The following is a 26,734-nucleotide window of genomic DNA, read 5'->3' as shown; positions in this document are numbered from 1 at the left end:
AGTTCCTGTGTAAAGCAAATCTCATCAACTAAATTAGTGTGACCTTTACAAATCCGATGAAATCAGGCCTAAAGCGCAGTAAAGGCCCAGAATGAAACTCCCAAGTTTCGTTGACAGCAAACGGGGGTAGCCCCTTACAGCTCAATCACGCGCTCAATTCCAATGCGGTCGCAAAAATCATCGTCGTGGCTCACCACAATCAGCGCCCCCTGGTAGCCCTCAAGCGCCGAGACCAGCCAATCAACGGTGGAGATGTCTAGGTTGTTGGTGGGCTCGTCGATAAGCAAAAGCTGCGGCGCCGGCGTACCCAAAAGCACCCTTGCGAACTCGATGCGGAACCGCTCGCCACCCGACAACGTGCCCACCTGCGCGCGCACTTCGTCGTTGCGGAAGAGCAGCTGCGCCAGCTGATTACGCACATACTGCGGATCCGTCTCGGGATTCGCGTCGAGAACCAGCGCCAACACGGACTTGGTTGGATCCAGCTCGATACGTTGACGCAGGTAACCGCGCGCCGCGATGACATACTCCACCTCACCGCGGTCAATCGCGTTCAGCAGCGTTGTCTTTCCACTCCCGTTCGGCCCGGCGATGCGCACGCGCTCCGGGCCGACGATGGTCAGCTCTTCCGCGGCCAGCGCGCGCGTGCCATTTGCCAAACGAGTGGCAGGAAGATCGATGAACACCTGGTCGCTATCACGTACTTTGCGCTGCGCCGCATCGAAGTTGTCGCGGGCCTGCGCCACGGAGTCAGCAGCCGCCATTTCGCGTTTCGACGACGACCTCTCCGACTTATTCTTATCCATCCCCATGGCGATGGGCGGTTTTCGTTTCTCCGCCGCGAACTTCCTGCCGCGGCGCGCATCTCTGGCCAGGCGGGTCTGCATTGCCTCGCGCTCGCGGACTTGCTTGCGCTCCTCCGCTTTCGCCTCGCGCACACCCTGCACCGCGGCGGCTTGCTCCTGGTCGATCGCCTCACGGTAGGTCGCGTAATTACCGTCGAAGAACCGGAGCTGACCGTGATAGAGTTCTGCGATTTGGGTCGTGTGCGCCAGAAGGTCGCGGTCGTGGCTGACCACGAGCACGGGTACCTGCGAATGCGTGACCAGCTTGATCAGAGTCGCTTTGGCCTGGGAATCGAGGTTGTTGGTGGGCTCGTCGAGCACAAGGAAGTCCGGGTTAGTAAAAAAGGCCGCCGTAAGCGCGACCGATACTGCTTCCCCGCCGGAGAGCGTGCCCACGGTGCGATCCAGCTTAAGCTCGAGGCCGACCTCGGCGAGCCTGACTGTGACGGCTTCGGCCACGTCCCAGTTCTCGCCGATGATCTCGAGTAGCTCGGGCGCGTATTCACCAGCCTCCACTTTGGCGATGGCAGCGAGGATTGGGGTGATGCCGAAGATGTCGGCAATGGTGCTTGCGGTGTCCAGACCCAAATCCTGCGGCAGGTAGGCAATATTGTCGGGAGTCTGCATCGTGCCGGAGGTGGGCTCAAGTTGGCCTACGAGCACCTTGAGCAACGAAGATTTCCCGGTGCCATTATCACCGATCAGGCCGGTCATGGGCCTGGTAAATGCCCCGCTGAGGTCGGTGAAACAGGGGGTGCCGTTAGGCCAGGTCAAAGAAAGGTTTTGAAAAGTTATAGGCATGCGTAATCGTCTTTTCTGCAGTTCGGATTCATTAAACGAATGCGAGACGAATGAACACTATGCCTTTCCTTCCTTCGACAATAGGACGAGTTAGAGACTACACACCGTGAGGTGGTGAGTAAAGGCCCAGCTCGATCACCTTCCAATCCTTGAGATCCTTCACCATCCGCCGGTCGTGCGTTGCGACGATCACCGCCGAGGCCGTCTGCCTCAGGGCAGAGGTGAGCTCGTCGACAAGCGAAATGGAAAGGTGGTTGGTGGGTTCATCGAGGATCAACAGATCGGGTTGCTCGGCAAGGCACATGGCCAACTGGAGACGGCGCTGGTGCCCCTGAGAAAGCCTGCCGACTTGCGTGTGCAGGGCTTTTCTATCGAGCAATCCGAGAGATTTCAAAGTGGGAGCACTCCCCCGCCGTGCGAGCACGCCACTTTCCTCAATGTGGTTTTCGTACAACGCGCGAGCAGTCTTTGTGGCTTCCCAGTCGGGGACCTCCTGGTCCAAAGTGGCAATGCGCGCGCCTGGTGTCGGGGTCACGTATCCGGTTGTGGGAGCGAGTGTGCCGCCGAGGACCGAAAGCAGTGTCGATTTTCCCGCACCATTTGGCCCCACGAGCAGGAACTTGTCACCGGTTTCCACTTTCACAGTGACCGGCGTAAGAATCCGCCCCTCAACCGAGACCTCGGCTGCATCGAGTACGGTCCTGCCTTGTTTAACCCGCGGGAACGGGTACTGCAGTTTTCCCGGCGGTTCGGGAACGGTGACCTTGAATTTCTCCAGCTCCTCCATGCGGCGATTGAAGGCTTGGACAACACCAGCCGTGCGGGTGGCGCGAGTGTGCTTGCCGGTTCCCTTCGGCGGACGCCACCCCGTGCTCAGGCGGTCGCGGGCATCTTGGGCAGCATTTTCAAGACGGTGTTGCTCCTCAACTTGTTTTTCAAATTCCTGCTCCCAGTGCTCCCGCTCCTTGTGTTTGCCTTCCAGCCAGGCGCCGTAGCCACCGTGATAGGTCCTCGGTTTCCCATTGGATGTCGGATCAAGGTCCATGAAATCCTGGGCGACATCACTCAAAAGCTTGCGGTCGTGACTGACCAACACCACAGCCCCATCCTTAGCCTTCAATGAATCGGTGAGGAACTGCAGGGAGGCAGCATCGAGGTGGTTGGTGGGCTCGTCGATAAGCAAAATGTCGGTGCTCGACCCGAGCAACACCGCAAGGCGCACGCGATAGCGCTGCCCTACCGACAGGGTGGAAAGCTCGCGCGCGCGATCAGTACAGGCCGACAGGCCCGCAAGTGCGATGTCGATCCTGCGGTCGGCATCCCACGCTTCAAGCGCCACGGCACTCTCGAGCGCGTGGGCGTATCGTGCATCGGCCCCATCTTCTCCCTGTTCAAGTGCGTAGGTGGCCTCGTCTAAGTCCGTGAGCGCCGCATGCGCCTCGCCGACAGCCTCGTTAATCAAAGCTCCCACGGTGTGTCCCGGAGAAAACTCGAGTGCTTGCTCGACCAACGCAATACGACCATGGCGCGTGATCGATCCCGCATCTGGGAGCTCGGTACCGGCAAGCATGTGCAATAAGGTTGTTTTGCCGCGACCGTTTTCACCCACGATGGCGAGGCGGGTCCGCGAAGAAACGGTCAGGCTCAGGTCTTGAAAAAGGGTCCGTTCGCCTCTGGTGGTGGTGAGATTTTCCGCCCTGATGTGGGCCGATTCCCCCGCAATCAGCGTGCCTTGAACGGCAATAGTTCGGGGATGTTTAAGTTCTGGCATGGTGTCTCGCTTTAGCGTAAGCGTGCCCGGCGCGCATGGTCGGCTGCCAAGGCACGAAGTGTGCATTGATCTTGGATGCAGCGAGTGAATACCGGAAATGCGCAGCAGAAAACGTCGTTTGGCTAAAAGCCAGAACGACGTGCTAGTCCTAAAAGGTAGTCACCGCCGTTAGCGACGAGACCAGAGCTTTTTCGAGGAAAGTCCCATACTCATGTTCCTGACCATAACAGGAGGGTGAGCGGAGGGGCAAGGGTGGTGGATAGTACATTGCTTCGAGATCTCCTACAGCACTGGCGCGCTCTTGCCCAGCGGCGGAATGATCTTGCGCTCGATAAGATCGTCGAGAAGCTCGAGCGTGCGTGTGATGGTGTCGTGGCAGCCCTGAAAGCCCGCCTTGCGCACCTTGATCGTGGAACTGACGTTGTCCCATTCGGAGTTCCAGATCATGTCCGCGAAGTTCCAATCCACGGTTTGCTCCCAGGTGATGTGGCGTAAACCGTGGTGGCCGACCATCTGATTCCAGAGGGGTTGGTAGGTGGGCATGCGCTCGGCAAGCTTCATCTCTTGTGGCTCCTCCAGCTTCATCCCGTAGTGATCGGCGATAGCTGCGAAAAGGTGGCTCCAGCGGAAGACATCACCATTGGTGAGGTTAAAGGCCTCGTCGTAAGCTACCTTCGTGGTACCCGCCCACTCCGTGGCCTCGGCGAGAAGCTCGGCATCTGTGACCTGGTAAAAGACCTGGTCATAAGTAGTGCGCGACCCCGGGAAGCGCAGTGGCACGCCAAGCTCGCTGGTGATGCTCACGTAGGCTGCGAGTGCCATCAACAGGTTCATCGGGGTTCCCTGCGCATAGCCCTGCACACCTTCCGGGCGGAAAATAGTCCAGTGGTAACCGCGCTCGGAGGCCACGCGCTGCAAGAGTTCCTGCTGCTCGTAATAGAAGTTAGGGCTGATGAGCCGCTCGTCGTTTTCTAAGGCTGGAGTTTTAAATCGGCCTAAGTTCGCTCCGTAATACTTCATCCCTTGGTACAAGGTGACGTGCTCGAGCGGCGCACCAACAGCCTCGAGAGCGTCCAGGGTGTTGTGAAGAAGATCCATGTTGACCTGGATCAACTCCGTAGGATTCTGTTTTTCAATGTAGGCGGCAAATACTAAATGAGTGGTGTCTTTCGCCTGGCCCATCGCCTCGAGGGTGGACTGCTTATCCAAAAGGTCAGCCGCGATGTGATCCCACCCCTCGTGCTCTTCGGGTTCACGGCGAGTAATACCGCGCACGCTGTAGCCCTGGGCAACGAAATGATCGACCACGTTGCGCCCGATCACGCCTCCAGAGCCGGTGACTAGGACGCTTGCTTTTCCTGACATTATTTTCCTCCAGAAACTAATGCGAAATTAATGCTTCAATTCTAGAAGAACTGCAGCGGCTTTGAAATGTCTACGTTTGGGCCTCATCACCAATAGTCTCTGACTCGCAAGCCACCCCTTCCCGCACCAGTTAGTAATTAGTACGATACTTTACGTATTAAATAGTTTATGAATGCGGGAAGGACTGACATGGGCACGAACAATGGTTCCGAGGATTTTCACGACGAGCCCGGAACGGAGATGAAGATTCAAAAACTAACCGAAGATTTTCTCCACGAAGCGCTCACATCCAATAAAGGCCGAGTAGCAAAACTTCTAGTCAAGGATGGCCCGCTCCGCCAGTCCATCATCGCGTTGCGCGCGGGAGAGACGCTGGCCGAGCATAATTCTCCTCCGGCAGCGTCCGCTTTCGTCTTGCATGGACAGGTTCGAATTTCCGGACAAGAAGAAACAATCTTGAACGCCGGAGACCTTGAAGCACTTACCCACTACCGCCATGCGGTTGAAGCGCTCGAGGATTCAGTATTTCTTCTCACCACAGTCACCAGCGTGCTAGGCCAAGATAGCCATTCCAAACGACGGGAGCCATAGCACCACCCCCGTAATGAATTAGTTTCAGTTTTTTCGAATAAATAGTGTGGTGTATAGCACATATCTAGTCTATGGTCACAGATATACCGAACATATTTCGGGATTAAAAGTAGTTTCTCCGACTTAAAAGTTAAGCCGGTATCGCGCATGGACGGCCCCGCATCTGCGGGACTGCCCCGGACATGAGGAGATTCCGATGACTGCCGTCGCACCAAGAGAAGTAGAAAGAACGATACAAAGCAGACCAGAACCAAGTGGAAACGGCTTCAAGGGCACCGTTTTCTGGAATGCGCTCACTACAACAGACCACAAGAAGCTGGGCATTTACTACATGGTGATGTCCTTTATGTTCTTCTTCGCCGGTGGCATCATGGCCCTACTGATGCGCGCCGAACTATTTAGCCCCGGACTACAATTTCTGTCCAACGAGCAATACAACCAGCTGTTTACCATCCACGGCACCATGATGCTGCTGGGATTCGCCACCCCGATTGTCTGGGGATTTGCCAACTTCGTGGTACCGCTGCAAATCGGCGCCCCAGACGTGGCCTTCCCACGGTTAAATGCCTTCGGTTTGTGGATCACCACCGCGGGCGGATTACTTATCCTCGCCGGATTCCTTACCCCAGGCGGCGCGGCCGATTTCGGTTGGACCATGTACGCGCCGCTCTCGTCGTCAGATAGCACTCCCGGCGTGGGCGCGAACCTGTGGATTCTCGGCGTTGGCATGCTGGGCATCGGCACGATTGCCTCAGCTATCAACATGATGACCACCATGCTCACCATGCGTGCTCCCGGCATGACCATGTTCCGCATGCCCGTCTTCTGCTGGACCATTTTTATCACCGGCATTATGGCGCTGATGATCTTCCCATTGCTCACCGCAGCCGCACTCGGCGTGCTCTACGATCGCCTCCTCGGAGGTCACATCTTCGACTCCGCCAACGGTGGTGCCATCTTGTGGCAACACCTGTTCTGGTTCTTCGGTCACCCGGAGGTCTATGTCATCGCACTGCCGTTCTTCGGCATCATTTCCGAAGTAGTCCCGGTATTCTCCCGAAAACCAGTCTTCGGCTACATCGGACTGGTCTTCGCCACTCTCGCGATTGCCGCTTTGTCTATGACGGTGTGGGCTCACCACATGTTCGTCACCGGCGCTGTGCTACTCCCCTTCTTCTCCTTCATGACCTTCCTTATTGCGGTGCCCACGGGTGTGAAATTCTTCAACTGGGTGGGCACGATGTGGAACGGCCACATCACCTGGCAATCTCCGATGATCTGGGCGATGGGCTTCATGTCCACCTTCCTCTTCGGTGGTCTGACCGGCATCATGTTGGCGTCTCCACCACTGGATTTCCACCTGGCTGACTCCTACTTCCTTATCGCGCACTTCCATTACACCGTCTTTGGCACCGTTGTCTTCGCCTCGTTCGCGGGCTTGTACTTCTGGTTCCCGAAGATGACAGGACGCATGGCCGATGAAGGCCTGGCGAAGTGGCACTTCTGGCTGACCTTCATTGGCTTCCACGGCACGTTCCTAATCCAGCACTGGCTGGGCAATATGGGCATGCCTCGTCGCTACGCGGACTACCTCGACTCGGATGGATTCACGCTGTTCAACCAGATCTCCACCACCTTCTCCTTCGTGGTTGGCCTCTCGGTGGTTCCGTTCATTTGGAACATGTTTAAGTCCTGGCGCTATGGAGAAGTTGTCACCGTGGATGATCCCTGGGGCTACGGAAATTCCTTGGAATGGGCAACATCCTGCCCACCTCCGCGCCACAACTTCACCTCGCTGCCGAGGATCCGTTCGGAGCGCCCGGCATTCGAGCTGCATTACCCGCACATGGTGGAGCGAATGCGCATTGAAGCGCACGTAGGAGGCCATAATTAACACCTCCCGACGCACCATTGCAGAGACCTGCACCCGAGCCTACAATGGAAGCTACGTATAGTTTAAATTTAAAGGAGTTTAATCATGGCACAGCTTCAAAGTAGGTACGACCACGTCATTGTCGGCGGCGGCGTTTCCGCGGACAAAGCCGCACGATCCATCCACGAGGCAGAACCCGAGGCCTCCATCGCGATCATTTCCGCCGATGCGGACGGCCCTGTCTACCGTCCTGCATTAACGAAGGATCTTTGGAACGGAGACAACCCCGATCCCGTATCACAGGATTTAGCCACGGCAGCAGATACCGGCGCGGAGCTTGTCACCTCCACGAAGATCTTCAGCATTAGCCCAGCAGAGCACACCGTCACCACCGCCGACGGCACAAACGTCGAGTACGGCAAGCTCCTATTGGCTACCGGTTCCACGCCACGCAAGTTTGGCACGCTTGACGACGATCGCGTGGTCTATTTCCGCACCGTCGCCGATTACCGCAAGCTGCGCGAGCTCGTTCGCGAAGGCTCCCGCGTGGCCATCATTGGTGGGGGGTATATCGGCTCCGAAATCGCAGCCGGGCTTACCCACACCGGCGCGAAGATTACTAACTACTTCCTCGGCGAACACTTGCTCGAACACATGTTCCCGACCAGCATTGTCTCTCACCTTGAGCAGGTGTATCACGACCATGACATCGAGCTGGTTCCGGGATTCAATCTCGAATCCATCGATGCTGGCGAAGAACTCACGCTCACCGCAGCTAATGGAGACACCGTCACCGCCGATGTTGCCGTTCTCGGCCTCGGTGCCATTTTGAATACGGATCTCGCCGAAGCTGCCGGCTTGACCATGGAAAAGGGCGCGGTGCTCGTCGATAAGCAACTGCGCACGAGTGCCGAGGATGTCTGGGCGGCCGGCGACATCGCACACTTCGACGATCCTCTCTTCGGTGCGCGCCATATCGAGCACGTGGATAACGCGTGGGCGTCGGGAACTACAGCGGGCAAGAACATGGCTGGGGCGGGCGAAAACTACGACTACACGCCGCTGTTCTACTCGGATCTGTTCTCTGACGGTTATGAGGCCATCGGACTGCTCTCCACCCGGTTCGAGGTGAAGGAAGTCTGGAACGACGACCAGACCGCGGCCGTTGTCTGGTATCTCGACGGCGACAAGGTCCAAGGCGTACTTTTGTGGAATACGTGGGATTCCGTTCCGGCTGCTCGCGAGGCCGTTCGCAAGAACCACTCCGGCGAGCTGTCGGTGGAGGATCTCGCTGAACAGATCAAGCCAGGCGGATAATTAAGGAGCGCGGACATTGAAAAAGTTAGGACTCATTGGTGGCACCGGACCCGAATCAACGGTGATTTATTACAAGCGCATCATCGAAGGTGTCCAGGCTGCCACCAGTCCTGACAACCTCGCGCCACTGACTATCGAGTCGCTCAGCGCGTTCGAGGTGTTCAAGTACGCTGGCGGCCGAGACTGGGACGGCCTGACCGAGTATCTGCTCACGGGTATTAAAAACTTGCAGGCCGCGGGTGCGGAGGTCGCAAGCCTGACGGCGAATACGCCTCACGTGGTTTTCGACCGCCTCGAGCAAGCATCTCCCCTGCCCCTGATCAGCTCGATCACGTCCACACAGCGTGAGATTCACGCGCGCGGTGTCAGTAATGTTTTGCTGCTCGGCACCGAGTTCACCATGCGCGAGGATTTCCTGTCAGGCCCGCTTCGCACAGATGGCATCAATGTCATCCTCCCGAATGATTCCGAGATCGCTTACATCCAGGACAAGATCGCCACAGAGCTCGAGCTCGGCATAGTCAAGGACGACACCCGACAAGGATTCGTGGACATCATCGCGCGCCTTGTCGCCGACGAGGGCGCAGAGTTGGTCATCCTTGGTTGTACGGAACTGCCTTTGCTTCTCGACGATTCCACGTCCCCGATACCGACGCTGGACACGATGGAGCCACATATCGATGATCTGGTGAAGGTTGTGCTGGGGTAGCAGGCAATTCGGGGCGCAGGATCTGCACTCGCCGACTTTAGTTATCTTCCTAGGCTCACTCCTTCAAGATACTGACCGTGTTCAAGAACGCTTGCGCTTACACCGATATTCTCCACACCAGGGTGCAAGTCTTTAAAACCCACGCCCCCTGCCGCTGGCTTTCCAAGATTTGCGATACTAAACGCGCCAACATCCCTTTCGGTCCTACGATTCGATATCGGATGCCAAACTCCGAGGAATCCATTGCATCGACCTTTCTCATACTCTTGGTAACTCGAAGTTGTGCTATCTCAATCGCTAATTTGGTAGTTAACCTGGATTACCAACTATTGGGTTCTGACTAGAAATCGGATCATGCGTCTGCTCCATCCATGCAAGTACGTCGTAAATCCGAATCAACGACACGCTGATCGGCAGACCCGCTGCTAACCGCAAAGCCTCCAATTTTTCTTCAATTGAAGGATCATTCTGCAGAGTGATCTGAAGGGGCCTCATGTAGCGATCCTCTACGCCTGCAAGCTTGGTGACTTTCTTATCCCAAATTGTGTAGATGTGCGGAAGTTTGCGGGCGATGAGCTTGGAAGCAGTAACTACGTCAACATCATCAATTTCACGTAGCTTTTTATCAAGTACAAATGGTGCCCATTCGTCGTCTGAGACGTCTTTGGTCTTCCCCCGATAGTCGGTCACGCTTGGTGGAATATCGCTCAACTTCGAGTACTGAGCGCAGGCATCTACTGCTTTTTCGAGCCAGCTGTTCAGGTCATCGTTTCGGAGATACAAGATTTCAGCAACGGTTCGCGCCTTGAAAGAAATGCTCAAGCACTGGACTGCAGCAATGTCCTGCGCTGTAAAACGGGTCGGATTCTCCACTTCGACGGAATCAAAGTTCCACTGATCAAAGAAAGCTCCAGCGTACCAACCTTTCCCGGAGTAATTTTCTGGATCTAGCCTCGTTTGATAATAGGTCCGCAAGTACTGCAAAGCCTGTGAGTTTTCATCGAGAAGTTGTTCTTTCGTTCCCTCAAGACAGCGTGGGAGACGAACTAAATGATCTTGCATTATTAGTAATACCTTCACTACTTTGTTTGGGAGCAAAACTATGACTTGACATCAGCCTACGCTGGAATCAATCGCGCCGAACAAGCCCCCTAACCCCTTTAAGTCACAACCGAGTAGAACTCCCACACAGCCCTACGCACCGCTGGGCTGTAAACGTCTTCGGGATATTGTTCGCCTAGCTCTTTGATACGTTTGAGCAGTTCGCGGCGCTTCAAGTTCGGCACGTCGTCCCTGAGCACACGGTGGGCGCAGTCCGCCGCCTCGAGGATATTGAGCACAACCACATCTCGGAAGGTCGGTACAGCGTGACTATTGAGTACGTCGGCCAGCCGCCAGCGCAGCGCCTTTTCGGGCTCAGGATCAAGGACTCGGAAGATGGCTGGGACCATGCCGGCCCACTTTTTCTCGGTGTAGTCAACGAACCCCGACCGAGCAAAGTTTTTACCAATTTCCTCCTTGGGTTTGAACCACTCGGAATCAACAACGGCATTCACGGTCGAGGGCTTCCTCCTGCCCCCGAGGGTATCCAAGGCCCACTGCAACACAGGGTGGTCAGCCTGGGATTGAAGAATCTGGATCCGATCGCGCTTACCCAGACCGACAGAAATAAGCGAGGCAGATACGAGATCGAAAAGGACCGCCGCCGACAGGGATTCGCTTTGGAAGCCGACTCCAGATTCGGAGCGACCTTCATCGTTGACGAGCAGCAGGAAAAGTTCTTCACAGACAAGCATGGTTGCCTCCTCATTGGCAAAGATGTCGCTGAGTTTTCTTCGCCTTCCACATTAGCTGTTCGTGGATTCCACCCATTTTGAATGTAAAACATCCAGGCACACAACTGCCAACAGAATGACCAGATGCTGATTCTGATCAAGGCCACGGGAAACCACCAGACGATAATCAATCTCCCCACCGAGGTAGCGCTTAAACCCCTCCCAACTCATGTCCGCGGTCGCGAGTATCTGCGTACCCGCCTTGGCGACGAATTCTCGCTCCCAGAATTTTCCGCTGACCACAATTTCGGGGTATCCATCCATGGTGACTTTCAGCGTGGTTTTGACCATCGCGCGGGTCTGTTCGATGGTGGCGAGGGCCTTGTCCTGGCCCGGCAAGTGCACCTCGTAGGTCTCAGTGATAAATCGAGGAAAAGCCTTTAAACCGAAGATGGGCTCGGCGGCGTTTCCCGCATCATCGAGGCCAAGCACCATGAACGTACGCGCTCGTCGTAAAGCTTCTTTGAGCGTGGACAACTCTTCCACCCTGCCAACGGGCGTGCCGTGGGCATCAACGATGGAATATTCGTTCGTGAGTGAAGCCTTAGTCTTATTGATTTTCAATTCGTTGAGGGCAAGCAACTCGGTCGCCATACCCATAATTTTACTCTCGCCGTGCCGAAAAAATAAGTGTGACCAGCCACTATTGGGCTGGCCACACTTAGTTAAAGGTGTTGACTATTTCGCCTCGATGACCTCAGGGAGAGCCTCCTGGCCCACACCTTGCATCTGCGGGAAGTAGCTGAGGAGGAACTGCTCCAGGCCCGCGGTATCGGTCAGCGGGAAGATGCCGGACACATACTGATCGGGGCGCACCACGATGACCACGCCGTCGCGGGAGATCCCACGACTGTCGAAGATATCGGAATCCGCGGTCACACCGAAGGAATTCTCCACGTTGGTGAGTTCGAAAATGCCCACGGCCGGCTTGAACGCGCTTGGCACCTGCGAGATGTCAAAGTCAGTGTACGGCGCCTGGTAGATCACCTTCGCGTCCACCAGCGTCGGATCCAGGGCCTCCTCCGCCCACGATGCCCAGCGATCCAGATCCGAGGTGCCGTCTTCGAGCGCGTCGGCGCCGGCGAAGACGTAGGCGCGCACGCGGCCGTCGGCGGTGGCCTGATGTCCAAGATGCGTTTCGACGAGATCACATACTCGACCTACCATGGCCGACTTGAAGCGACGTCCAATTGGGTAGCCCTCTGCGAGGGCCTGATGCGTGCCATCCGCGGTAATCGAGGAAGGCTCGTAGTGCGTCATGTAGCCGGCGTTGAACTCGGAGTTCGCGCGGTAGAAATCCTCTAGGTCCTGCGCGCTGCCCATCTCGCTGGACGGCTTTGCCATCAGCGAGGACCAGTTCTTGTCGTATTCGATGAGCTTGTAGGCAATGTCCTCGCGCTCCTCGGCGTAGGTCTGCAGCAGCTCGCGAGGGCTGTTTCCGCTGGCCACATGCCCTAGCTTCCAGCCCAGGTTGAAGCCGTCCTGCATGGACACGTTCATGCCCTGGCCGGCCTTAGCGCTGTGGGTGTGGCAGGCGTCGCCGGCGATGAAGATGCGTGGGTGCTCGCCGTTGGTCTTGTCAGAGACGCGGTCGTCGAAGTGATCGGCGACGCGGTGGCCCACCTCGTAGATGGAGTTCCACACCACGTTCTTCACGTCCACGGTGTACGGCGCGAGGATGTTGTTCGCGGTATCAATCACCTCCTGCAGTGGGGTGTTGCGCACTGCCTTGCTGCCGTCGTCGGGTACTTCACCCAGGTCAACGTAGAGACGGAAGAGGTAACCACCTTCGCGTGGGATGAGCAAGATGGTACGGCCGGAGTCCGACTTGATGGTGCACTTCTTGCGCACATCGGGGAAGTCGGTGTTGGCGTGAATGTCCATCACGCCCCAAGCGTGGTTGGCCTGCTTGCCCTGGAGGCGGTAGCCCAGCGACTTACGCACTTGGCTACGTGCACCATCGGCGCCGACCAAGTACTTGGTGCGAACGGTGACCTCTTCGCCTTCCTTGGGGCCAGCGGATCGTCGCAAAGTGACGGTCACTGGATACTCGGCGTTGTCCGCATCCTCTGCCACCTCGAAGTCGACGAACTCGTAACCATAATCCGGTTCCATGCGTGTCGGCGCGTTTTTCATGAAGCGGTTGAAGTGGTCGATAATGCGGGTCTGGGTCAGAAGCGCCATTGGGAACTCACTGATGTGCTGCGGCAACTCGCGGGTGCTGTTGTCGCGGATAATGTGCTTCGGGTTCTCCGGGTTGGGCTTCCAAAAAGCCATGTCGGTGATTTCGTGGGCCTCTGCGAGGATCTCGTGGGCGAAGCCGAACGCCTGGAAGGTTTCGATGGTGCGGGAGTGCACGCCGTCGGCGTTCGCAAGCTCTAGACGACGATCGCTGCGCTCCACAAGGCGGGTGGTCACATTCGGGAAACGGGAGAGCTGAGCTGCCGCGATGGTGCCCGCTGGGCCGGCACCGACAACCAGCACGTCCATGACCTCAGGAAGATCGTCGGGGCGGTTAATGCCGCTGCCCTCCGCGCGCATTTCCATTGGGTCGCCGGTTGCGTATCCGTCGTAGTGAAACTGCATGTCGAGTCCTTTCAAAGGGTCTTGCTTCGTTGGTGTTCTCCTTGGGGTACCCAGAAATGTAGTTCAGGTCACAATCAAAGCGATAGTGTGACTGCAGGAATCGTCCGCCTCGGACAAATTCATGTCTGTACGGGGCCAAAACACCCGATTTAGTCTTGCAGGCGCTGGCGCTGAGCTTCCTTGCGCCACTGCAATGGTGTCATCTCGAAGCGTTCACGGAAGGTGCGTCCAAAGTGGCTTTGCGAGGCAAATCCGAAGCGCTGTCCGATCTCGCCGACCGAAATCAGATCTTGCTCCGGCGCAGAAAGAGCACTCTTGGCAAAACCGAGTCGCTGGTTGAGCACATAGCGACCCACGGTCGTGCCCGCGTCAGCGAAGATCCGGCTGAGCTGACGCTCACTGATACCCACGGCGGCGGCGACCTGGCCTGGACTCAGTTCTCGGTCGCCAATATTGAGCTCGATATGGTTTTTCGCGGCGGAGATCAGTCCTTCCTCGCTGCTCGCATCTTCGCCAAGCACATTGCGGATCAGCCCGATTGCCTCGTCCTCAATGCCGCTCCAAGGCTTCGGCTCTGAGTAATCCGAATAGTCGATGTGCTGCAGCTGGCCGCCTTCGATGCGGGCCAGTGACTCCTTGACCAGGCGGGCAAGCGCCTGCTCTCCGGGATTTCCTGTCGCACCGAACTCGAACACCGCCGGGAGTTCTGGACCCTTCGGACCTAGGATCTCGCGGTAGCGCTGCTTTGGAATGGTAAGCACCAGCTCCCTGAACCTGTGGTTGAAACCCCTGACAAAGGGGCGATCTGCATCATAAACGATTGCCTGACCGGGCCGAAGTGAGATATTCCCGGCGCGATGGAAGAAAAACGCGTCGCCCTCGGTGGCGAAGAAAATCGCGACCACACCGGTAGGATTATCGGCGATGAAGCTCTCGGAGCGCTCGACAATCTGTGAGGTGCCGAACACGCTGGCCATCCGCACCGAGGGCAGGTAAAGATTCGTCTCGGATGCCTGCATGGGGCGATCGTCGATAGTGCGAATATCCAGCGGGATCAGCGCTTTCGCGTTGTGCCCCTCCCACATTTGCACGCGGTTATCCGGAACAATCCCGCGCGTGCTGAACCGCAGGAACTTGGGTTGTTGCTGGGGTGCTTGCTCGTTCATGGTGCTCACAACAATAGAGCGCGGAGGCTGGTAAGTCACTACCCTGACAAGGCCCTAAGCCAGTTCCTCATTCTTTTCTCCTAAGCGCAGGATGCTAGTGGAGTGAGCAGACAATGGCGGAATCAACTGCCTATTTTCCCGGCCACCAATTCGACACTCCCGATGATTCCGGACGACTCATCGTCTGGCTTGTCAGCAACGAAGGCAGATTTCGGCGATAGCAAAACTCACTTTCCGCTATCCTCGTGGCAGCACCGCATCCTGGTTGCTGGGCGCTTCCGGCCTTCCGTGGGTGTTCCCGATTGAACAGATGCGGATCGCTGTGGCACGGCTCCACGGAGCCAACGGGGTTCAAGTCCCCTCTCCACTGAATAGGGTTGTCGCTGCCCGGAATATTCCGGTGGACGCCAGTGGCCCGGCCCGAACCCGTATCCGTTGATCCGGGGGACGCACCGGTGCCCCGCCAACACCAGTCCGGTCGGCGGCAACCTTCCAATACTTCCATAGGTGATCAGATGGCTTTGTTTCGTTCTCGTGCAAATACTCCCGGGTGGGCAATGTATGCCCCTTTGACGGATGGTGGTGCCTGGCAACCTGCTTCGCTGCGCTCACCAGTCGAACAGGCTGGTCATGCTGTATTGCGTCAACGCAAAGGAACAATCACGCGATTGAGTAAGCGCGAGATCGCACGTCCCGGCGATCGCTTCTTAGAGGTTGATCTTCGGCGTCGTCTGATTCAAATGCACCCGCAAACGATCCCGACAGCTGACGGCATGACTGTGACTCTTACCTTGGCGTTTGCGGCGCGGACAGTTGATCCAGTTCAGTTCATCACCGAAGCGCAGGGCCCAGACGAAGAGATCTACCTTGCGGCGCAGATCGCCCTACGAGAACTCGTCATGGAGCAAACGCTGGATTCTTTCGTCGGCACGCGTCTTGAGCTCGATTCTGTGCTCACCGCTGCGCAATCGGCAGCAACACTAGTCGGTGCGCAGGTGAACGCTGCTTTTTTGAAGGACATCAGCCTGCCCGCAAGCTATTCTGCGGCACTCCAGGACGCTGTAGTCGCCAAAGTGAATTCCGAAACGGACTTGGAACGCGCGCGCAATGAAGTGAAAACCACGCGCGCCCGGCTTGCCAGCGCAAAAGTTCTCGAGCAGAATCCGGTCCTGGCTAAGATCCGAATGCTGGAAGCACTGCCACCGGGTTCGACCATCGAGATTCGCGGAGATCAGCTATGATCCCTGACCTACTCACGTTGGACACTCTAGTGATCTCCCAGACCAAGTCTTTCATAGCCGACGAGTTTTCCATCTCCGACGAGCACGGCTCACCAGTCGGCACCGTCGTGCAATCCACAGATCTGAAGGATTTTTTCATGGGTTCGCGCGGGCTGACCGTGGCGGCGACCGATGCCGATGGCACATCCACCGCGCCCGTCCTGATCATCCAGGACCTGCCAAATTTCGTCTTCGACACCTATGAGGTCTATTTACCGCAAGAAGAAGAACCACTGGCAATCATTTCCCAGAAATGGTCTTTCCTGAAAACACGCTTGTCGCTGACCATGGCAGGATTCCCCGATGTCGAGATCACCGGCAATTTCTGGGACCTCGACTTTGCCATCGCCTCTGAAGGCCAACCCCTCGCCAGGGTCACCACCGGTTGGACCGGCCTGAGCAATTACATGCTCGGCAAAAACACGTACTTGCTCACCATCCGACCCGGTCTTGACTCGCGCCAGCACGCAGCTCTCCTTGGTGCCACGATGAGCCTGGATATGCTGCGCGCAAAGAAGCAGGACGATTAGCCTTTAATATCTCGCCGCGCCAGCGCCACCGCCGACACCACGATAAGCACCAGCGACAAACCCCACAGCAAGGCCAGACCGCCCCAGTCGAATCCGTCGAGTAGCGGAGTGTTTCTATACGCCCAGTCATAGGGCGAGAGGTATTTCAGCCATTCGACATTCGAGCTCATATTGCCCAGTGCGTTGAAGGCATAGCCCAACACGGCGACTGCTGCACCGGCAACTATCGCCCAGGCTCGCCTGCCGGTCAGCGCGCCAGCAGCCAGAGCCGCACAACCACACAGGAGTCCCAGACCCACCCAAGCGAAGATCTCCGCGAACAACTCAGTAGAGCCAATCCCCAGTTCAGAAGGTGAATTCAGCACCGTAATAACCACAGTTGCCACCGCGCCAAGAAGGACTAGCTTCACGACGAGTGCTCCCGCCGTCTCCAGCGCATACTGCACTCGACCCACCGAGTGAGCCAGGGTGAGCTCAAGTTGACCCGATTCTTCCTCCCCCGCGATAGCGGCGGCACCCCAGGAAATCGCCGCGATTGCAATGAGCACAAAGCCCATCAATCCGAAGAATGTCGCCTGCGTATAGCCTTGCCCGGATGTGATCTGATCGTAGCCCAGCGCCTGCGTCAGCTCCGCAGGCAAAGCCTGGATCATCTGGGTGAGCTGAGGCGTATTCATCGAAGGATAAATCGGCAGATACAAACACAGCACGGCAATAATAGCCACACTCCACGCCACCAAACTGCGCCAGCCAGCCTCAAGGTCACCGGTGAAAATCGGAAGCGTTTTCATCGCTCGACCTCCCCGCGTTCATACAGGTTAAGTATCGACTCTTCAAGATCCGGTTCCTCAATGGACAAGTTCACCACATGAAATCCGGCCAGCGCCTTAATCACGGGATCGACCTCCCCCTTTAGCGCCGCACTCACGCTAACCAGGTCGCCGGTGGTTCGAGCCACGTACACCTTCGATAGTTCCGGCAGCGCCTCCAAGCGGTCTCGTGCCTCGTCGAGACTTGCCCCACCCAGGATCGCGCGCACATGCGACACACCGGCCAAACGCAACGAATTCACATCATTGTGCGCGACGATCTTGCCGTGGGATAACACCGCAACCTCGTCTGCCGCGTGCTGAATCTCGCTCAGAATATGCGAACTCAACAGCACCGTCTGCCCATTATCTTGCGCCTCGCGCACCAGCGCAAGAAACTCCCGTTGCATCAGGGGGTCAAGACCGCTGGTGGGCTCGTCGAGAATTAATAGCTCCGGGCGATGCATAAATGCCTGAATCAGCCCGATCTTCTGCTTATTTCCCTTTGATAAGGTCCGAACGGGTCGAGCAAGGTCGACGTCGAAGCGCTTAGCAAGCTTTTCGACGAATTCCTGGTCCACCGACCCGCTGATCCTTTCCAGCTGGCGCAGCAGCTTCTTGCCGGTAACTCGCTCGTTGAGTTTCAATTCGCCCGGCAGATATCCGATGCGGCGGCGCAGCTCCGATCCGGACTCCCTTGGCGTGGCACCAAGCACGCTCAGCGTTCCATCTGAGGGGCGCAGAATATCCACCAGCATCCGCAGAATCGTGGTCTTTCCTGCACCATTTGGGCCAACAAGGCCGTAGATGGATCCCTGCTCTACCGCCAGATCAATCCCGTTCACAGCAACGTGATTTCCAAAGCGTTTCTGCAGTTCAGTTGCACTAATTACGATGGCCATGGCGAGCCTTTCGTGAGTACTTCTTGTACTTCTCTAATGCTACTCCCGTAGATTCAGGTCAGATATAAGATTTAGCGGCCTATTTACCTACAGCTTTTCTTACAAGCTCGGTCATTTTCGCCCTGACGTGGTCATTGATCTCGGTGATGGCGTAGTGGGTAGGCCACATATCACCCTCGTCGAGTTGTGCTCCTTGATTAAAACCAAGTGTGGAATAGTGCGTTTCAAATTTGCTTGTTACCTGTAGGAATGCCACCACGCCTTCCTCATCTTCGTAAGCGGGCATGCCGTACCATATTTTTGCCGCCAGCTCAGGGGCAACTTCGGTCATAATTTGGTGCAGGGCCACTGCGACTTCCTTATCACCTGCGGGTAGCTCGTCAATGACAGCCTCGAGAGCTTCGAGATTCTTAGCTTTCTTGTTGCCACCCTTTTGGGCACGCAGTTCCGCAGCTCGGGCCTTCATCGCGTCGCGCTCAGCTTGGCTGAATCCGGTTTCTTCGCTCATGTGATTGCTCCTTCACCGTTTTGAGTGCGCCCCAGGATACTCGCAGGTTGCTACATTAGGGGCTGGCAATCGTCGTTAAGCAAAAAGGTGAATGTGGACTCCGAGTACATCGAACTGAAACCAGTACCCCGGCAATGGTTATATCTGCTGGCCGGGATTTTCTTGCTTTCGGGCGTGCTGCTTTTTGTGTTGTGGGATCGGATTCCTGATCCGATGCCGACGCACTGGGGTTTCAGTGGCGAGCCGGATAGCTTCAAACCGAAGACTCCCGGTGCGGTATTTGGGATGATCGCAGCGGGTGGAATTCCCTTGGGTGTGGTTGCTCCCTCCGTGGTGTACACCACCCATTACCAGGCGAAACATGCGCACGAGGGGCTACCCCACAAGTCTGTCGAGGAGGTCGACCGCATTCGCGCCACCACCAACGAGACGGTTCCGCTGCTGGCGAATTTCATGTTGGCGCTCACGGCCCTCGTAATAGGTGCAGTCACTTTTAGCCTGTTGGGATTCTTGCGCGGCCCCTTGTTAACCGGGCTTGTCATCGCGGGGATCGTGCTGCTCCTGGTGTGGTTTGTCCGTGATCTCATGGCTGCACAGCGCAGGGTAGCCAACGTGGTCGGACACGATGAGAACTCCCAAAACATGCACTGGGGAATGTTCTATTACAACCGCAACGACGACCGCGTGCTGATCGAACACGGGCTGGGCACCACCCTCAACTGGGCGAACCCAGGTTCGTGGCTCCTGATGGGTGTGGTTCTTATGCCATTGGCGCTGATCATTCTCGTGACCGTTTTAAATTGAAACTTTAAATAGGTGCACTTCGCACGACTTCTCGCACAGCGACCTGGGCTTTTAGATTTCGTCGTGCGTTAGGTCCGCTTTCCGCCAGCCTCAAGCGCCATACCGCGGATAATCCGTGTAACCGCGCGCCCCACCTGTATAGAATGTGGCCGGATCGATCTCTTTTTCCGGTAGCCCGTCGCGCCAGCGCCGAGAATGTGCTGGTGAAGCTAGCCAAGGTTGTGGTCGATTTGCCGGTAACTGGACTCTAAGAGTTGCACATGTCCACACCTTAAACCCTGACACTGGTATCAATGTCAAGGCCGAACTCTCACGGCACGAATCACCCCTTTACGAATGAACAATCGTACCCGTACACTGAGCTTTTATGACTAGCATCACAGAATCTCTTGCAGATTTCCAGCCCGGCGCCACCGCCAAACTCTGGGAAAAGTTCAACGAAAACGCCTTGAAGCGCGGCATCTTCTCCACGCTTTATGCCCTGAAGGCCCCCTATTTCCGCACGGTGTTGCCCCGCGTGCAGGAGGCCGGCCGCGGGTTCGCCACCGTGCGCCTGGGCAAATGGTGGGGAGTACAAAACCACATCGGCACCTTCCACGTCATTGCCGCGCTCAACGGAGCAGAATCCGCCATGGGCCTGCTGTGTGAATGCTCGGTGCCCGATACCCACCGCTGGATCCCGCGTGGCATGCGCGCCGACTACCCCACCAAGTCCACCGGTGGCTTGACGGTCAAGGCAACGGCAGACTTCCCGGATTTCTCCACGATTACCCGAGAGACCGGCGGCCAGCTGGTCACCGTACACATCGACTGCATCGACGACGTCGGCGAGAAGCCCGTGGTCGCCGAGATCGACGTGTGGGTCTCGGCAAAAAGTAGGGCAACTAAGCCCCGTCTGACCCAAGCTTCAACCTGATTTTCTGCACCTGCTCAGGCGAAAGCGCCTCAACACCTGAAGGATGTGCAGCCCCGGCGCGCAGGCCGTCAAGGATGAAGGCGAGGTGTCGTCGCCAAGCATTAGGCGCGATCTCGTCCGTCGACCGGATAATCTCCGCCGTCGACCAAAAAATCAGCTGGACATCCTCTAAGGTGAAGTCGGCTCGCAGCGAACCGCCCTGCACCGCTCTATTGATAATCTCCTGCTCACGGCTGCGCGAGACGTCGCAGGCATGCGTTAGATGCTCCGTTTCTATATACCGGCGGGTCACCGCGTCGCTCAACGCGGCATTCTCCGCCTGAATCTCTCCTATGCGGGTGAGATAGTAAACGAAGCCCTCCCATGGATCATCAAAGGCCAAGGCAGATTGGGTGGCTTGGCCGAGTGCCGCGGCCGCGAGATCGGGCACGACATCGTCGATAAGCCCTTCCCTGCTCCCGAACCTGTTGTATACCGTGCCCGGCCGCACACCCGCCCGGCGCGCAATCTCCTCGATCGGAGCGGCGAGGCCTTGCTCCCGAAAGACTCCTACCGCGGCGTTGCGGATCTTTTGCATGTTGCGCACTGCGTCCGCGCGCATGGTCCGCGGTGCATTCTTTCCAGTCATGGCTATCTCCTCTCGTCCAACTTGACTATACCGTCAATTTAATTATTATCTATTTTGTCAATATCTTGACGGTCACATCAAGTTAAGGAAATATCTTGCCAACTCTTCTTCACATCGACTCCTCCCTCGGCACCAAGGAATCATCTGTTTCCAAGCAGCTCTCCGCTGCATTCCAGGAGGAATGGCTCGCTCAGAACCCAGACGGCACCGTGATCTACCGCGACCTCGCCGCAGATCCGATCCCTCACCTGACCGCAGCTGACCATGCTGCCGGCGACAAGGCTCCGCTGCGCGCGAAACTCGCCGAAGAGATGGAGCAGGCCGACCTGATCCTCATCGGCACCCCGATGCACAACTTCACCATCCCTTCCACCCTCAAGGCATGGATCGACCAGGCCTGCATCACCGGTCGCACCGGCAGCGCGGAGGGTACCGTCGCAGGCACCCCGACCGTGGTCATTAACGCCCGTGGCGGTGGCTACAGCCCTGGCACCCCGAACGAGGACAAGGAATTCGCAACTAGCTACCTGAACAAGGTACTAAGCGGTATGTTCGGTATTGAGGCTGAATTTATTGTCTCTGAGCTCACCCTCGCCGATTTTGTTCCACAGATGGAGCATCTCCGCGACCTCGCCGCCGACAACCACACGAAGGCACAGCAGCAGGTCGTCGAGCGCGCTCGCGCACTCGCTTCCGCGAACGCTTAATTCCTCTTTAAGGAGCCCCGCAATGTCCAAGATCGAACAAGTCACCCACGATCCCGACTGGCAAGAACCATACGGCCTTTCCCTCGGCATCAAGGCGAACGGATTAGTCTTCGTTTCCGGGCAGATTGGCAATGACGAGACCGACGAACTCGTCGGCCCCGACTTCGTATCGCAGGCCCGCCAGACGTTCAAGAACATCAGAACAGTCATGGAAGCAGCGGGCGGCAGCCTCTCCGATATTGTGAAGTTGACCATTATGGTCAAGGACATCAGTGCGGCACGAAAAATCAAGCCAATTATCGACGAGTTTTTCGCCAAGCCTTACCCCGCCACCACCCTGTTTCAGGTTGTCTCGCTCGGCCACACCGAGGCCTTGCTGGAAATCGAAGCGATTGCAGTAGCGCGCTAGATAAAGTCCGCACGCTAGCTACTGCACTTTTCTTCCTGCGTTAGACCTAGGTATCTGCCCTGGGTCTAACGCATTTAGCGTTCTCGGGCGCTCCTTAGTGCTCTAGACGCAGCTCAGCCCACTTACCTTCGAGCCACATAATGTCGCCTTTCGGGGCCGCCGCGGGAGCACCGGAGCGCTCAACTACGGCCCAGAAATACTCTTCCAGGTCGCCGATTACTCCATCCTCATCCGGCTCCGGTTCAAATGATGGGCGCTCGCCACTGTCTTCGAGGACTTCGCCTTGGGCGTATACAAAGCGTCGTTCGCACTCCCCACCCCCAAAAACCTCGAAGGCCGCAGTATCGGAGGTGCCGTCAGCTATTGCCACCAGCCAATCAGCCTCAAAACGCCCCGGGCCAGTGATCGCCCGCGTAAATGACGGGTCGGCGGAGACGATCAATGTCCGTCCCAATACGTTGAACACCCCGACTTTCTCGGGTGGCGCTTGCGTGTCCATGGGCAGATCGAAGGTTGTTTTTTCTCCCGTGACTACGATCCCGATTCGCGCGAGATCGGTTGCGGTTAAAGTGCGGTCGGCGACAGCGACGGTGCTACTCAAACTCATGGATTTCAATGTACTTGCCGGCGCGGCTGCGACGCAGGACTGAAGCAACGCATGTCTAATCACCCCTGTATAGGGGGATGAGAAGAATCTTATTTGGCCAACAAAACATTAATTAAAAAACATGCAAGGTTAATTAAAGTGGCAAGTCAATTTACTTATCACATTATTTAACCAACATGAACGGTTGAGACCACAATGTTATAGAACTGTTACGCCGCTTACATTTCCTCATATGATCAATTTTTTATATGCCGGAAGAATTAGATTATCTCTAGCAATCACTGCATTAGCCCCTGTGTTCCCATGCAGGCGGCTTATGTAGGGCAGTTGGGACCTTTTTCAACTGCTCTTTCGCTTTCGATAGGACAACTATGGCTGATAATCTAGACCACCCCGAAAAGGCTATTTTCGGTGTCGCCCCCGCTCCCCCAGAGCACACTCTCGTTGACATCATCAACGCAACAATCACCGATCACCCTGATGTTGTCGCGATCGAGGCCACCGAAGGATCGCTCACGTATGCCCAGCTCAAGGACGTGCTCATCGAGCATGCGCAGCGTCTGCACGAGCACGGTGTCGGCCGTGGCTCGCGAGTAGGAATCCGTGTTCCATCGGGCACTACGGATCTCTATATCGCCATCTTGGCCACCATTTACGCAGGTGCCGCCTATGTTCCCGTCGATTGGGACGAATTGGATTCGCGCGCCAACACTGTGTGGGCTGAAGCCCAGGTGGATGCTGACTTCGGCGAAGACCTCTTCATCACCCACCCCGACCACGATCCAGCAGAAGAGAACATCCCGGTCGATACGACTCCGCCCACGCTTGACGACGACGCGTGGATCATTTTCACCTCCGGCTCCACCGGGGTGCCCAAAGGTGTCGCGGTCAGTCACCGCAGCGCCGCAGCACTCGTCGATTCCGAACGCCTCACCTACCTTGCGGATGCACCACTCGGACCAACCGATCGCGTCATGGCAGGCCTGTCCGTGGCCTTCGATGCCTCCTGTGAAGAAATGTGGCTGGCCTGGCGCGCAGGCGCAACACTTGTCACAGCCTCCCGCGATGTCGTGCGCTCTGGAGACGTGCTCGGCCAGTGGATCGTCGACAAGCGCATTACTGCCGTCTCCACCGTGCCCACCCTGGCTGCGATGTGGAGCGAAAAGTCCTTAGAGGCAGTCCGCCTCCTCATCTTCGGTGGCGAAGCGTGCCCACCTGCACTTGTGCAGCGGCTTTCGAAACCCGGCCGCGAGGTGTGGAATACCTACGGGCCTACCGAGGCCACCGTGATCGCCACCGCGGAATTGATGGATGGCACCCCTCCAATTCGCATCGGGCGCCCCATTCCGGGCTGGGAACTCGCCGTTGTCGATGAACACGAAGAACCTGTGAACTAGGGCGAGACCGGTGAGCTGATCATTGCTGGAGTCGGCCTCGGTCACTACTTAGATCCAGCCAAAGATGCTGAAAAATACGCCCCACTGACCTCCCTGGGCTGGCAGCGCGCTTACCGCACCGGCGACCTCGTCGTCGCCGAGCACGACGGACTCATCTTCGGAGGTCGCGCCGACGACCAGGTCAAAATTGGCGGCCGTCGCCTCGAATTGGGCGAAGTCGACGAGTATCTCAACTCCGCTCCCGGTGTCCACGCAACCGCCGCCGCGGTGCAGAAAACTGAGGGCGGCAACAGCATCCTCGTCGGCTATGTTTCCGGCGATGACACGATTGATTTGAACGAGGTCCGCGCAATCATGCAGGCCAACCTCCCCGACGGCATTGTTCCCCAGCTGACAATCCTAGAGAACATGCCCCTGAAGACCTCCGGCAAAGTCGACCGCAAAGCACTGCCGTGGCCGCTGCAATCTACCGGTAACGAGGACTTTACAGGGCTCACCGACACCCAACACGAGCTGGCGCAGCTCTGGGTGGAACAACTCGGAAGCGTACCCATGACCACAGAGTCAGACTTCTTCGAGATCGGCGGCAGCTCTATTGCCATTGCCCAACTCGCAGCGCGTATTCGCGAGACCTATCCCTCTGCGGAAATCGCAGAGCTCTACGCCCGCCCCACTCTCGGAGAAATGGCCCACTACCTGGGTCAGCTTGAATCGGAAACGGAACACCGGCGGCCCGCCGACCCGATCCCGGCGACCGCTGGAGTCTTCCAGTTCTTCTTCGTCTGCCTGCTCTACTTGTTCAACACCATCCGCTACGTTGTCGGCGCCCTCATTGCCGTCTGGGGTCTCGGCACGCTTTTCGACGCCGGCTGGGTCCCCTCCATCCCCGGCTGGCCACTGCTTATCGCCTGGATCGCAGTCTACTCATTGCCAGGCAAGGCGGTCCTGACCGCCGCTGGGGCCCGAATTCTCACAGCGAGAATGCAACCGGGACTCTACAAACGCGGCAGCTGGACACACCTACGCATGTGGGCCGCTGGACGACTTCTCACGTTCATGCAGCTAGACAACCTTTATGGCACACCCATGGCACCGACGCTGCACCGATTATTTGGTAATCGCGTCGCTCCCACCGCCCACGTTGCAGCAGAACCTTGTGTGACAGGAATGGCCACTATTGGCGAGCACGCCGTGGTCGAACACGAAGTTGACCTGCAGGGCTATTGGATCGACGGCGACACAGTACTCATTGGAACCATCACTATCGACGACAACGCACGCGTTGCCATGCGAACTTTTATCACCCCGAACACCCACGTCGGAGAATCTGCCGAGATCGTGGCGGGATCAACCATCACAGGCACCATTCCCGCCGGAGAGCTGTGGGGTGGCTCACCTATTGAGCACCTCGGTCCAGCAGGTGAAACCTGGCCAGACCGCACACCCGAAGATGCTCCCCGTTCGTCTCTGAATCGCTTGGAGATTCCCCTCAGCGACACCATCCGCAGAATTGTCTACAGCGCCGGCCTGCTAGTCATACGACTCCTCCAGATCGGCTGCCTCATACCCGGCTTCATGCTGGTCTACCCACAAGTCGCAGCGCTGGAACTCTACGAAGATGTCTTCCCACTGCTCATCCTGTGGACACCAATTTTCACTATTTTGATGGCTGCTACCTGGCTTACCGGTGTCGTGATCGTCGTGCGCCTATTGTCTCTCGTGATCAAACCTGGGTTTTTCTCGTCGCGAAGCTTTACTGCTGCTGCCGTCTGGCTAACCCACATCATCATGCAGCGCACGCTCATCTCCGCCTACCCGATCTACGCCTCCAGCTTCACGCCTGGCTGGCTGCGCTTGCTAGGCGCTCGCGTTGGCCACAATGTGGAGATCTCCACGGTGGAAACTATCCCCCACCTGACCTGGATTCGCGACAACAGCTTCTTGGCGGATCACTCCACCGCGAGCTCCACGAGGCTCAGCGCAGACTGGATCCATATTGGCACCACTGTTATCGGGGAGGGAAGCTTCGTAGGAAATTCCGGCATCGTCGGTCCCGACCAAGATGTTCCCGACGACTCGCTGATCGCCGTACTCTCTGTTAATCCCGGACGCGTTCAGGCTGGATCGTCCTGGCTGGGACAATCACCGCACCATGGTTGCGTCCAATAGTGTGGTGTACAGCTACCGCCTGGTGAACCCCCCCTGCCGACCAGCAAGGAGACCACCGCGGTACCTTTCGACTCAGCTCCTACACATCCTCGAAAGGACACCAACGATGGCCTCCGCGCCCAATCATATCGACCCCACCGGATACCTCGACGACCTGCTGGCCCAAGCCTCACCCGATCTGATGCGCCAGATGCTCCAGGACACCATCA

Annotated in this window: 26 protein-coding genes; 12 read left to right on the top strand and 14 right to left on the bottom strand. The window is 57.1% G+C overall.

Translation table 11 applies throughout. The features are described from left to right. Positions 1–134: 134 nt before the first annotated feature. The 3 genes from A37O_RS0106020 to A37O_RS0106010 form a co-directional block, all read right to left on the bottom strand. Positions 135–1,646: an ABC-F family ATP-binding cassette domain-containing protein gene (locus A37O_RS0106020; protein ID WP_026196180.1), complete on the bottom strand. Its 1,512-nt coding sequence runs from the start codon at positions 1,644–1,646 to the stop codon at positions 135–137. Positions 1,647–1,743: 97 nt separating this feature from the next. After that, entirely contained in the window at positions 1,744–3,417 is a 1,674-nt protein-coding gene (locus A37O_RS0106015; RefSeq protein ID WP_018296600.1) for an ABC-F family ATP-binding cassette domain-containing protein, read from the bottom strand. Between the two features lie 282 nt (positions 3,418–3,699). Then, a complete protein-coding gene (locus A37O_RS0106010; protein WP_018296599.1) occupies positions 3,700–4,782 on the bottom strand; it encodes an SDR family oxidoreductase in 1,083 nt (360 codons plus the stop codon). Between the two features lie 189 nt (positions 4,783–4,971). On the opposite strand from A37O_RS0106010, the gene A37O_RS0106005 reads away from it, so the two are divergent. From A37O_RS0106005 to A37O_RS0105990, 4 genes are all read left to right on the top strand, one after another. Next, positions 4,972–5,373 carry a cupin domain-containing protein gene (locus A37O_RS0106005; RefSeq protein ID WP_018296598.1) on the top strand — a complete coding sequence of 134 codons (402 nt, stop codon included), beginning with the start codon at positions 4,972–4,974 and terminating at the stop codon, positions 5,371–5,373. 196 nt (positions 5,374–5,569) lie between these two features. Continuing rightward, the gene (gene ctaD / locus A37O_RS0106000; RefSeq protein ID WP_018296597.1) at positions 5,570–7,267 is read left to right on the top strand and encodes an aa3-type cytochrome oxidase subunit I; all 1,698 of its coding nucleotides are present in this window, start codon (positions 5,570–5,572) and stop codon (positions 7,265–7,267) included. 84 nt (positions 7,268–7,351) lie between these two features. Then, positions 7,352–8,563 carry an NAD(P)/FAD-dependent oxidoreductase gene (locus A37O_RS0105995; protein WP_018296596.1) on the top strand — a complete coding sequence of 404 codons (1,212 nt, stop codon included), beginning with the start codon at positions 7,352–7,354 and terminating at the stop codon, positions 8,561–8,563. Between the two features lie 16 nt (positions 8,564–8,579). After that, a complete protein-coding gene (locus A37O_RS0105990; protein WP_018296595.1) occupies positions 8,580–9,272 on the top strand; it encodes an aspartate/glutamate racemase family protein in 693 nt (230 codons plus the stop codon). Positions 9,273–9,581: 309 nt separating this feature from the next. On the opposite strand, the gene A37O_RS14825 is transcribed toward A37O_RS0105990, so the two are convergent. From A37O_RS14825 to A37O_RS0105965, 5 genes are all read right to left on the bottom strand, one after another. Continuing rightward, a complete protein-coding gene (locus A37O_RS14825; protein WP_018296594.1) occupies positions 9,582–10,334 on the bottom strand; it encodes a DUF6308 family protein in 753 nt (250 codons plus the stop codon). A 98-nt stretch (positions 10,335–10,432) separates the two neighbouring features. Next, positions 10,433–11,068: a GOLPH3/VPS74 family protein gene (locus A37O_RS0105980; protein WP_018296593.1), complete on the bottom strand. Its 636-nt coding sequence runs from the start codon at positions 11,066–11,068 to the stop codon at positions 10,433–10,435. 51 nt (positions 11,069–11,119) lie between these two features. Continuing rightward, a complete protein-coding gene (locus A37O_RS0105975) occupies positions 11,120–11,701 on the bottom strand; it encodes an LURP-one-related family protein (protein WP_018296592.1) in 582 nt (193 codons plus the stop codon). 84 nt (positions 11,702–11,785) lie between these two features. Further along, the gene (locus A37O_RS0105970; protein WP_018296591.1) at positions 11,786–13,693 is read right to left on the bottom strand and encodes an FAD-dependent monooxygenase; all 1,908 of its coding nucleotides are present in this window, start codon (positions 13,691–13,693) and stop codon (positions 11,786–11,788) included. A 149-nt stretch (positions 13,694–13,842) separates the two neighbouring features. Then, positions 13,843–14,859 (bottom strand): helix-turn-helix domain-containing protein, encoded by a 1,017-nt coding sequence (locus tag A37O_RS0105965; protein WP_026196177.1) that lies wholly within the window; start codon positions 14,857–14,859, stop codon positions 13,843–13,845. A 515-nt stretch (positions 14,860–15,374) separates the two neighbouring features. On the opposite strand from A37O_RS0105965, the gene A37O_RS0105960 reads away from it, so the two are divergent. Then, the gene (locus A37O_RS0105960) at positions 15,375–16,100 is read left to right on the top strand and encodes an SPFH domain-containing protein (protein ID WP_026196176.1); all 726 of its coding nucleotides are present in this window, start codon (positions 15,375–15,377) and stop codon (positions 16,098–16,100) included. Next, positions 16,097–16,669 carry an LURP-one-related/scramblase family protein gene (locus A37O_RS0105955; protein ID WP_018296588.1) on the top strand — a complete coding sequence of 191 codons (573 nt, stop codon included), beginning with the start codon at positions 16,097–16,099 and terminating at the stop codon, positions 16,667–16,669. Before A37O_RS0105960 ends, A37O_RS0105955 begins: the two co-directional genes overlap by 4 nt. Here A37O_RS0105955 and A37O_RS0105950 read toward each other — a convergent pair. From A37O_RS0105950 to A37O_RS0105940, 3 genes are all read right to left on the bottom strand, one after another. Next, on the bottom strand, positions 16,666–17,460 hold the full coding sequence (locus tag A37O_RS0105950; RefSeq protein ID WP_018296587.1) for an ABC transporter permease subunit: 795 nt from the start codon (positions 17,458–17,460) through the stop codon (positions 16,666–16,668). The two genes, A37O_RS0105955 and A37O_RS0105950, sit on opposite strands and share 4 nt — an antisense overlap. Then, the gene (locus tag A37O_RS0105945; protein ID WP_018296586.1) at positions 17,457–18,380 is read right to left on the bottom strand and encodes an ABC transporter ATP-binding protein; all 924 of its coding nucleotides are present in this window, start codon (positions 18,378–18,380) and stop codon (positions 17,457–17,459) included. The genes A37O_RS0105950 and A37O_RS0105945 overlap by 4 nt, the downstream gene beginning before the upstream one ends. 79 nt (positions 18,381–18,459) lie before the next feature. Then, complete coding sequence (locus A37O_RS0105940; protein ID WP_018296585.1) at positions 18,460–18,888, bottom strand: DUF1801 domain-containing protein; 429 nt, start codon at positions 18,886–18,888, stop codon at positions 18,460–18,462. Between the two features lie 93 nt (positions 18,889–18,981). On the opposite strand from A37O_RS0105940, the gene A37O_RS0105935 reads away from it, so the two are divergent. Both A37O_RS0105935 and A37O_RS0105930 read left to right on the top strand, forming a co-directional pair. Next, positions 18,982–19,692 (top strand): DUF1648 domain-containing protein, encoded by a 711-nt coding sequence (locus A37O_RS0105935; protein WP_018296584.1) that lies wholly within the window; start codon positions 18,982–18,984, stop codon positions 19,690–19,692. 367 nt (positions 19,693–20,059) lie between these two features. Continuing rightward, complete coding sequence (locus A37O_RS0105930; RefSeq protein WP_018296583.1) at positions 20,060–20,608, top strand: hotdog fold domain-containing protein; 549 nt, start codon at positions 20,060–20,062, stop codon at positions 20,606–20,608. On the opposite strand, the gene A37O_RS0105925 is transcribed toward A37O_RS0105930, so the two are convergent. Next, complete coding sequence (locus A37O_RS0105925; RefSeq protein WP_018296582.1) at positions 20,577–21,236, bottom strand: TetR/AcrR family transcriptional regulator; 660 nt, start codon at positions 21,234–21,236, stop codon at positions 20,577–20,579. The genes A37O_RS0105930 and A37O_RS0105925 overlap by 32 nt on opposite strands. A 95-nt stretch (positions 21,237–21,331) precedes the next feature. Between A37O_RS0105925 and A37O_RS0105920 the strand changes: the two genes are divergently transcribed. Both A37O_RS0105920 and A37O_RS0105915 read left to right on the top strand, forming a co-directional pair. Then, on the top strand, positions 21,332–21,943 hold the full coding sequence (locus A37O_RS0105920) for an FMN-dependent NADH-azoreductase (protein ID WP_018296581.1): 612 nt from the start codon (positions 21,332–21,334) through the stop codon (positions 21,941–21,943). Between the two features lie 22 nt (positions 21,944–21,965). After that, the gene (locus tag A37O_RS0105915; protein WP_018296580.1) at positions 21,966–22,352 is read left to right on the top strand and encodes a RidA family protein; all 387 of its coding nucleotides are present in this window, start codon (positions 21,966–21,968) and stop codon (positions 22,350–22,352) included. A 94-nt stretch (positions 22,353–22,446) separates the two neighbouring features. Here A37O_RS0105915 and A37O_RS0105910 read toward each other — a convergent pair whose 3' ends face one another. Continuing rightward, entirely contained in the window at positions 22,447–22,959 is a 513-nt protein-coding gene (locus A37O_RS0105910; protein WP_018296579.1) for a hypothetical protein, read from the bottom strand. 371 nt (positions 22,960–23,330) lie between these two features. Here A37O_RS0105910 and A37O_RS16820 point away from each other — a divergent pair, with 371 nt between their 5' ends. Beyond that, the gene (locus A37O_RS16820) at positions 23,331–24,356 is read left to right on the top strand and encodes an AMP-binding protein (RefSeq protein WP_018296578.1); all 1,026 of its coding nucleotides are present in this window, start codon (positions 23,331–23,333) and stop codon (positions 24,354–24,356) included. A gap of 48 nt (positions 24,357–24,404) precedes the next feature. Here the strand turns inward: A37O_RS16820 and A37O_RS16815 are convergent, their stop codons facing one another. Next, positions 24,405–24,608 carry a hypothetical protein gene (locus A37O_RS16815; protein WP_018296577.1) on the bottom strand — a complete coding sequence of 68 codons (204 nt, stop codon included), beginning with the start codon at positions 24,606–24,608 and terminating at the stop codon, positions 24,405–24,407. A gap of 15 nt (positions 24,609–24,623) precedes the next feature. Here A37O_RS16815 and A37O_RS16810 point away from each other — a divergent pair, with 15 nt between their 5' ends. Continuing rightward, positions 24,624–26,525, top strand: a complete 1,902-nt coding sequence (locus tag A37O_RS16810; RefSeq protein ID WP_018296576.1) for a phosphopantetheine-binding protein — start codon at positions 24,624–24,626, stop codon at positions 26,523–26,525. The last annotated feature ends 209 nt before the right edge of the window (positions 26,526–26,734 follow it).

The sequence above is a fragment of the Corynebacterium lubricantis DSM 45231 genome (genome assembly GCF_000379425.1).
Taxonomy (GTDB): Bacteria; Actinomycetota; Actinomycetes; order Mycobacteriales; family Mycobacteriaceae; genus Corynebacterium; species Corynebacterium lubricantis.
This window is presented reverse-complemented; position numbering and strand designations above follow the sequence as displayed.

What these genes read in the sequence shown, in the direction of transcription:
- A37O_RS0106020 (WP_026196180.1), bottom strand. Translation starts at nt 1,646, where the DNA reads ATGCCTATAACTTTTCAAAACCTTTCTTTGACCTGGCCTAACGGCACC.
- A37O_RS0106015 (WP_018296600.1), bottom strand. Translation starts at nt 3,417, where the DNA reads ATGCCAGAACTTAAACATCCCCGAACTATTGCCGTTCAAGGCACGCTG.
- A37O_RS0106010 (WP_018296599.1), bottom strand. Translation starts at nt 4,782, where the DNA reads ATGTCAGGAAAAGCAAGCGTCCTAGTCACCGGCTCTGGAGGCGTGATC.
- A37O_RS0106005 (WP_018296598.1), top strand. Translation starts at nt 4,972, where the DNA reads ATGGGCACGAACAATGGTTCCGAGGATTTTCACGACGAGCCCGGAACG.
- ctaD (WP_018296597.1), top strand. Translation starts at nt 5,570, where the DNA reads ATGACTGCCGTCGCACCAAGAGAAGTAGAAAGAACGATACAAAGCAGA.
- A37O_RS0105995 (WP_018296596.1), top strand. Translation starts at nt 7,352, where the DNA reads ATGGCACAGCTTCAAAGTAGGTACGACCACGTCATTGTCGGCGGCGGC.
- A37O_RS14825 (WP_018296594.1), bottom strand. Translation starts at nt 10,334, where the DNA reads ATGCAAGATCATTTAGTTCGTCTCCCACGCTGTCTTGAGGGAACGAAA.
- A37O_RS0105980 (WP_018296593.1), bottom strand. Translation starts at nt 11,068, where the DNA reads ATGCTTGTCTGTGAAGAACTTTTCCTGCTGCTCGTCAACGATGAAGGT.
- A37O_RS0105975 (WP_018296592.1), bottom strand. Translation starts at nt 11,701, where the DNA reads ATGGCGACCGAGTTGCTTGCCCTCAACGAATTGAAAATCAATAAGACT.
- A37O_RS0105970 (WP_018296591.1), bottom strand. Translation starts at nt 13,693, where the DNA reads ATGCAGTTTCACTACGACGGATACGCAACCGGCGACCCAATGGAAATG.
- A37O_RS0105965 (WP_026196177.1), bottom strand. Translation starts at nt 14,859, where the DNA reads ATGAACGAGCAAGCACCCCAGCAACAACCCAAGTTCCTGCGGTTCAGC.
- A37O_RS0105960 (WP_026196176.1), top strand. Translation starts at nt 15,375, where the DNA reads ATGGCTTTGTTTCGTTCTCGTGCAAATACTCCCGGGTGGGCAATGTAT.
- A37O_RS0105955 (WP_018296588.1), top strand. Translation starts at nt 16,097, where the DNA reads ATGATCCCTGACCTACTCACGTTGGACACTCTAGTGATCTCCCAGACC.
- A37O_RS0105950 (WP_018296587.1), bottom strand. Translation starts at nt 17,460, where the DNA reads ATGAAAACGCTTCCGATTTTCACCGGTGACCTTGAGGCTGGCTGGCGC.
- A37O_RS0105945 (WP_018296586.1), bottom strand. Translation starts at nt 18,380, where the DNA reads ATGGCCATCGTAATTAGTGCAACTGAACTGCAGAAACGCTTTGGAAAT.
- A37O_RS0105940 (WP_018296585.1), bottom strand. Translation starts at nt 18,888, where the DNA reads ATGAGCGAAGAAACCGGATTCAGCCAAGCTGAGCGCGACGCGATGAAG.
- A37O_RS0105930 (WP_018296583.1), top strand. Translation starts at nt 20,060, where the DNA reads ATGACTAGCATCACAGAATCTCTTGCAGATTTCCAGCCCGGCGCCACC.
- A37O_RS0105925 (WP_018296582.1), bottom strand. Translation starts at nt 21,236, where the DNA reads ATGACTGGAAAGAATGCACCGCGGACCATGCGCGCGGACGCAGTGCGC.
- A37O_RS0105915 (WP_018296580.1), top strand. Translation starts at nt 21,966, where the DNA reads ATGTCCAAGATCGAACAAGTCACCCACGATCCCGACTGGCAAGAACCA.
- A37O_RS0105910 (WP_018296579.1), bottom strand. Translation starts at nt 22,959, where the DNA reads ATGAGTTTGAGTAGCACCGTCGCTGTCGCCGACCGCACTTTAACCGCA.
- A37O_RS16820 (WP_018296578.1), top strand. Translation starts at nt 23,331, where the DNA reads ATGGCTGATAATCTAGACCACCCCGAAAAGGCTATTTTCGGTGTCGCC.